Source organism: Actinomadura sp. NPDC000929 (assembly GCF_040492065.1).
Lineage (GTDB): Bacteria > Actinomycetota > Actinomycetes > Streptosporangiales > Streptosporangiaceae > Spirillospora > Spirillospora verrucosospora.
In genome coordinates this window covers 1-6,437 of record NZ_JBEUPA010000254.1, presented here as the reverse complement: position 1 = coordinate 6,437, position 6,437 = coordinate 1, and the positions used below count along the sequence as shown (strand labels likewise).

Annotated in this window: 6 protein-coding genes; 3 read left to right on the top strand and 3 right to left on the bottom strand. The window is 76.1% G+C overall.

Translation table 11 applies throughout. The features are described 5' to 3' along the window. Nucleotides 1-264: 264 nt before the first annotated feature. The 3 genes from ABWI04_RS41145 to ABWI04_RS41135 are packed head-to-tail and all read left to right on the top strand — an operon-like array spanning nt 265 to nt 3,454. Nucleotides 265-1,194, top strand: coding sequence for an ABC transporter ATP-binding protein (locus tag ABWI04_RS41145; RefSeq protein WP_353835803.1), 930 nt, complete (start codon nt 265-267; stop codon nt 1,192-1,194). After that, nucleotides 1,191-2,648: a DUF1349 domain-containing protein gene (locus tag ABWI04_RS41140; protein ID WP_353835802.1), complete on the top strand. Its 1,458-nt coding sequence runs from the start codon at nt 1,191-1,193 to the stop codon at nt 2,646-2,648. The genes ABWI04_RS41145 and ABWI04_RS41140 overlap by 4 nt, the downstream gene beginning before the upstream one ends. After that, complete coding sequence (locus tag ABWI04_RS41135) at nt 2,645-3,454, top strand: ABC transporter permease (protein WP_353835801.1); 810 nt, start codon at nt 2,645-2,647, stop codon at nt 3,452-3,454. Before ABWI04_RS41140 ends, ABWI04_RS41135 begins: the two co-directional genes overlap by 4 nt. Nucleotides 3,455-3,457: 3 nt before the next feature. On the opposite strand, the gene ABWI04_RS41130 is transcribed toward ABWI04_RS41135, so the two are convergent. The 3 genes from ABWI04_RS41130 to lnt form a co-directional block, all read right to left on the bottom strand. Then, entirely contained in the window at nt 3,458-3,994 is a 537-nt protein-coding gene (locus tag ABWI04_RS41130) for an FxsA family protein (RefSeq protein ID WP_345187073.1), read from the bottom strand. 89 nt (nt 3,995-4,083) lie between these two features. Then, nucleotides 4,084-4,830 (bottom strand): polyprenol monophosphomannose synthase, encoded by a 747-nt coding sequence (locus tag ABWI04_RS41125; protein WP_353835800.1) that lies wholly within the window; start codon nt 4,828-4,830, stop codon nt 4,084-4,086. A 5-nt stretch (nt 4,831-4,835) separates the two neighbouring features. Further along, the coding region (gene lnt, locus ABWI04_RS41120; RefSeq protein ID WP_502913221.1) for an apolipoprotein N-acyltransferase at nt 4,836-6,437 on the bottom strand (1,602 nt) is incomplete at its 5' end.

Sequence of the window (6,437 nt, the reverse complement as noted above, 5' to 3'; positions counted from 1 at the left end):
GGTTTCACGGACGGTTGCTCGTGTCGTTGAGCATCGCGTCTTCGATCTCCTGCAGTTCCGCCTCCGGCATCTCGATCATGCCGGCCAGGACGAACAGCCCGCCCGGCGGTCTCGTCGCTGTCGCCCACGGACGCCATTGTGGCGCGGACGGCGCCGCGGCGGCGTCCCTCCCGCGGGGGACGCCCGCTCCCCCGGGCCGCGCCCGCCGGAACTGCTCCCTGGCGTGACGACCCGCGGCGGCGGCGCTCCGTAGTCTCCCGGTCCATGGAGGCAACCATCGAAGTACGGGCCCTGCGAAAGCGGTACGGGCCCACCCTGGCCGTGGACGGCCTGTCGTTCACGGTCGGCCCCGGGCAGGTCACCGGGTTCGTCGGCCCGAACGGCGCCGGCAAGTCCACCACCATGCGGATGATCATGGGATTGGACCGGCCGGACGGCGGGACGGCGCTGGTCGGCGGCCGGCCCTACCGGTCGCTGCGGACGCCGCTGTGCCGGCTCGGGGCGATGCTGGACGCGTCCGCGGTCCATCCGGCCCGCCGGGCCCGCGACCACCTGCTGTGGCTCGCGCACGCCAACGGGCTGCCGTCCCGGCGGGTGGACGAGGTGATCGGGCTGACCGGGCTGGCGAGCGCGGCCCGCCGCCGGGCGGGCGGGTTCTCCCTCGGCATGCGGCAGCGGCTCGGGATCGCCGCGGCGCTGCTCGGCGACCCGCCGGTGCTGATGTTCGACGAGCCGGTCAACGGCCTGGACCCCGAGGGCGTCACCTGGATCCGGGGGCTGCTGCGGTCCCTGGCCGCCGAGGGGCGCGCCGTGCTGGTCTCCAGCCACCTCATGGGCGAGCTGGAGGGCGGCGCGGACCATCTGGTGGTGATCGGGCGGGGCCGACTGATCGCCGACACCAGGGTCGCGGACCTGCTCGAGGCCGCGTCCGGCGGCCGGGTCGAGGTGCGCACGGCCGAGCGCCGGGAGGCGATGACCGCCCTGGCCCGCGCGGGCGCCACGGTGGCGGCGTCCGGCCCGGACGCCGTCACCGTCACGGGGCTGGCCGCCGAGAAGGTCGTCGCGGTCCTCACCGAGGCCGGGGTGGGGTTCAGCGGGGTCGGCGAGCACCGCGCATCGCTGGAGGAGGCCTACATGGAGCTGACCCGGGACGCGGTCGAGTTCCAGGCGGCGCAGGGGCGGGAGTCCCGGTGAGCGCCCCAGGGACCGCCGCGGTCGCGCCGTACCGCAGCACGGTCCAGGACGAGGCCCGCGACGGGTTCGGGCGGCTGCTGGCCGCCGAGTGGACCAAGCTGCGCACCGTCCGCCGCTGGATGCTGGCCCTGCCGGCGTCGGTACTGCTGACCGTGCTGGTCGCGCTGCTGGCGGCGGCCGGCAGCCAGTCCACCCGCTCGGGCGACGGGCCGCCGCCCGACCCGGCGCTGCTGAAGATCTCCGACCTGGGCCACTACACCTACCTGCCGCTGGCGGGAGACGGCACGGTCGTCGCGCGCGTCACCTCCCAGGAGGGCGGCGGCGCCTGGGCCAAGGCCGGCCTGATGGTCAGGGGGAGCACGCGGGCGGGCGCCCCGTACGCGGCGCTGGCGGTGACGCCGGGACACGGCGTCCGCCTCCTGAGCGGCTACAAGGAGGGCGGTGCCGGCGGCGGGCCGGGCGCGGTGCCGCGCTGGCTCAAGCTGTCCCGCGCCGGGGCGGACGTCACCGGCTACGCCTCGGCCGACGGCCGCGGCTGGCGCCGCGTCGGGTCCGTCCGGCTGAAGGGGCTGCCGCGGACGGCCCTGGCGGGCGTGTTCGTGGCCGCCCCGGACAAGGTCGAGGTGCGGCGGATGTTCGGCGGGGAGAGCGTCTCCGGGCAGCCCTCCGCCACGCGGGCGGCGTTCGACCAGGTGGCGGTGGCGCCGGCGCAGCCGGGCGCCGCCTGGCGGGACCGCGCCGCGGCGAGCGGTCCGGCGGCCGACCCGTCCCTGGACGGGCGCACCGGGTCCGGAGGGACGATCACGCTGAAGGGCGTGGGGGACATCGGGCCCAACGCGTTCGCCGACGACATCACCAGGACCACCCTCTCCGGCGCGCTCATCGGGCAGGTGGCGATCGTGACGCTGGCGGTGCTGTTCGTGACGGCGGAGTACCGGCGCGGGATGCTGCGCACGACGTTCGCGGCCGCCCCCCGGCGCGGCCGGGTGCTGGCGGCCAAGGCGGTCGTGGCGGGCCTGGCGTCACTGGCGGCGGGGCTGGCCGCGGCGTTCGGGTCGGTGCTGCTCGCCGGGCCGCTGGAGCGCTCGCACGGGCTGGCGGTGCCGCCCCTGACCGACGGCGCGGTGCTGCGCGCGGTCGCCGGGACGGGGGCGCTGTTCGCCGTGATCGCCGTGTTCTCGCTGGCGGTCGCGGTGATCGTGCGGCGCGGCGCGCCCGCGATCACGATCGTGCTGCTGCTCCTGCTCGTCCCGCAGATCGTGGCGACCGGGCTGCCGCTGTCGGCGGCGCGGTGGCTGGAGCGGCTCACCCCGGCGGCCGGGTTCGCGATCCAGCGGACCGTCGAGCGATTCGACCAGTCGATCGATCCGTGGGCGGGACTCGGGGTGCTGTGCGTGTACGCGGCGCTCGCGCTGGCGGCGGCCGCGCGGCTCGTCGCGAGGCGTGACGCATGACCGGCCGGGCAGGGACGGGCCTGCACGCGCTGCACGCCGAGTGGACGAAGCTGCGCACGGTGCCGAGCACGGCGTGGCTCGCGCCCGCCCTGGCGGTGCTGGTCGCCGCGGTCGGCGCGGCGGTGACCGGCACGGTGGACACCGCGCACTGCACGGGGCCCGCCGGGTGCGCGGAGGACACGCCGAAGCTGGCGCTGTCGGGCGTGCAGCTGGGGCAGGTGGCCGCGGTGATCCTCGGGGTGCTGGCCGTCGGGGGCGAGTACGCCACGGGGACGATCACCGCGACGCTGGCGGCGGTGCCGGGGCGGATCACCGTGCTGGCCGCCAAGGCCGCCGTCGTGGCGGGGCTCGTCGCCGCGGGCGGGACGGCGGGCGTGCTGGCGTCGCTGGCGGCCGGGCGGGGCGTCCTGCCCCGCAACGGCTTCACGGCCGCGAACGGCTACCCGCCGCTGTCGCTCGCCGACGGCCCCACCGCCCGCGCCGCCGCCGGGACCGTCCTCTACCTGGTGCTGGTGGCCCTGCTGGCCCTGGGCGCGGGGACGGTGCTGCGCGAGCAGGCGGTGGCGATGGGCGCGGTGCTGGCGCTGCTGTGGATCGCGCCGGTCCTCGTCCGGCTGGTCGGGGACGAGGAATGGCGGGAGCGGCTGGAGAGGCTCTCTCCGATGACGGCGGGGCTGGCCGTCCAGGCGACGCGGGGCGTGGAGAGGCTGCCGATCGGGCCGTGGGAGGGCCTCGGCGTGCTGGCCGCCTACACTGCCGCGGCGCTGCTGGCGGGCGGCGTCGCTCTCGCCGTCCGCGACGCCTGAGGGTCAGGCGCGCGACGTCCGGTCGCCGTGCTCGTCGACGGCCTCGTCGTCGTGGACGACCTCGCCGCGGACCACCGGTCCCGGCGGGGTCTCGACGCGTCCGGGCCCCCGCCCGAAGGGGTCGAACCCGCCGGCGCCGGGCGGGAACATGGTGGCGGCGCGCTCCTCGGCCGCCCGCATCCGCCGCGCCGCGAACGCCGACAGCGCGCGGCGGACGAGCGGGCGGGTGAACGGCAGCACGAACACGAGCCCCACCAGGTCGGTGACGAAGCCGGGGACCAGCAGCAGCACGCCGCCGGCCATGACCAGCGCCGCGTCCGCGACCTCCCGGTCGGGCAGCACCCCGCGCCGCGCCGTCTCCTGCAGGGCCCGCCACGCGCGGCGGCCCTCCCGGCGGACGATCCACGCGCCCAGCGCGGTCTCGGCGATCAGCAGGCCGACGGTGGGCCAGGCGCCGATCACCTCGCCGACCTGGATCAGTACGAAGATCTCCAGGACCGGCACCAGCAGGAACGCCAGGACGATCAGCAGCGGCAGCATGGCTCCATCTTCGGGGTCGTCGAAAACCTCTCCCTCGGTTCAACGCCGGGAAGGCCCCGTTCGTTTCCCCGCACGCCCCCGGGCGCGCCTCAGCCCGGGTCGCGGATCTTGCCGATGCGGTCGCTCATCCCCCACTGGGTGATGCGCAGCGCCGCCTCGGCCATCACGTCCCGGCTCATCTTGCTGGTCCCGTGGACGCGCTCGACGAAGGTGATCGGCACCTCGACCACGCGCAGCCCCTGCCGCAGGGCCCGCAGCGCCAGGTCGATCTGGAAGCAGTAGCCGCGCGAGTCGACCCCCTCCAGCCCGATCTTCTGCAGCGTCGCGGCGCGGAAGGCGCGGTAGCCGCCGGTGGAGTCGTGCAGCGGGATGCCGAGCATCACGCGGGCGTAGGTGTTGGCGCCGCGCGACAGCGCCTCGCGCCGCTTCGGCCAGTTCCGGACCTTGCCGCCGGGCACCCAGCGGGCGCCGATGACCAGGTCGGCGTCCTCCAGGGCCGACAGCAGCCGCGGCAGCTCCTCGGGCTGGTGGGAGCCGTCGGCGTCCATCTCGACCATCACGTCGTAGCCCTGCTCGGCGGCCCACCGGAACCCGGCGATGTAGGCGGGGCCGAGGCCCTCCTTGCCGTGCCGGTGCAGCACCTTGATCTGCTCGTCCGCGGCGGCCATCGCGTCGGCGGCCTCGCCGGTCCCGTCGGGGCTGGCGTCGTCCACGACGAGGACGTCCACCGACGGGACGGCCTCGCGCACCCGCCCGGCGATGCGCTCGATGTTGTCCCGCTCGTTGTACGTCGGGATGATCACGAGCACCCGGCCGAGCCCGGCTGGGATCTCCATCGGCGTCAATTCCCCTCGTTCTTCCTGGCTGTCCATGCCGCCGCGCAGACCGCGCCGAGCCCGAGCAGCGCCAGCGCCCACTCCGGCGCCTCCCCCAGCCGGTCCGACGCCGTCCGCGCCGTCCTCGCCGGGACGGACGCGACCTGGACGGCCGGGACGAACTCCCGGGACCGGTCGACCATGCGGCCGTCGGGGGCGACGATGGCGCTGATCCCGCTCGTCGCGGCTACCAAGATCGTACGGCCATGTTCGACCGCGCGCAGCCGCGACATGGCGATCTGCTGGGGCGGCAGGCTCGTCTTGCCGTAGGTGGCGTTGTTGGTCTGCACGACCAGCAGATTCCCGCGCGCGACGTCGCGAACCTCCTTGTCGTAGGCGACCTCGAAGCAGATCACGTCGCCGATGTCCACCGGCCCGAGCCCCATCACGCCGGAGCGGTCGCCCTTGGCGAAGTCGCGCGGGATCCGCTCGAACCGGGTGATCAGCTTGGTCAGGACGTCGCGGAACGGCAGGTACTCGCCGAACGGGACGGGGTGCCGCTTGACGTAGTAGTCGCCCGGGCCGGTCCGCGGGTCCCAGACGATGCCGCGGTTCTCGACCTTCTTCCCGTCGGGAGTGTCGGTGAGGGCGCCGACGAGGACGGGGACGCCGATGTCCTTCACCGCGCCGTCGATGGCGTTGTAGGCGTCGGGCTCGGTGTAGGGGTCGAGGTCGCTGGCGTTCTCCGGCCACACCACCAGCTCCGGCTTGGCGACCCGCCCGGCGCGGACCCGCTCGGCCAGCTCGTGGGTGGCCTTGACGTGGTTGTCCAGCACGGCCTTGCGCTGGCCGAGGAAGTCCAGGCCGAGGCGCGGCACGTTGCCCTGGACGACCGCGACGGTGACCGCGCGGCCGTCGGCGGGCGTGGGGATCAGCAGCCCTCCGCCGACGACGGCGCCGACCGCGGCCAGGCAGACCGCCGCGGGGAGCAGCGCCCGGCGGGTGCCGGGCCGCTCCCCGACGTCTCCGCCCCCGTCCCCGTCCCGGGACCGGGAGGCCTTGGACCGGGCGCGGAGGACGGCCACGGCGGCGCAGGCGAGGAGGCCGCCGAGCAGGGCCGTCAGGAACGTGACCAGGGGCGCCCCGCCGAAGGACGCGTAGGGGGTGAGGGGCGTGGCGGTCTGGCTGAAGGCCAGCCGCGCCCAGGGGAACCCTCCGAAGGGGACGCGGCCGCGGATCAGCTCCTCGCCGACCCACAGCGCGGCCGTCCAGACGGGCCAGCCGGGGAGCCGGGTGACCACCGCGATCCCGGCGCCCAGCGGTAGGAAGTAGGCGGCCTCGACGAGGCTGAGGATGATCCAGCCGTCCGGGCCGACGCGGGAGATCCCCTCCAGCGCGGGGACGAAGAACGCGGCGCCGGCGAGGAACGCGAGCCAGGCGCCGGTGCGAGGGGAACGGCCGATCAGCGCGAGGGTCAGCAGTGCGACGCCCGCCGGTGCGAGGGGCGTGAGGTCGAACGGGGGGAAGGCCGGCCACATCAGCAGCCCGGCCGCCACGGCCAGCAGCCTGCGGGGCCAGCCCGCGCGGCCGCCGGAGCGCAGGCCGCGGCGCAGGCGGCCGAGCCGCCC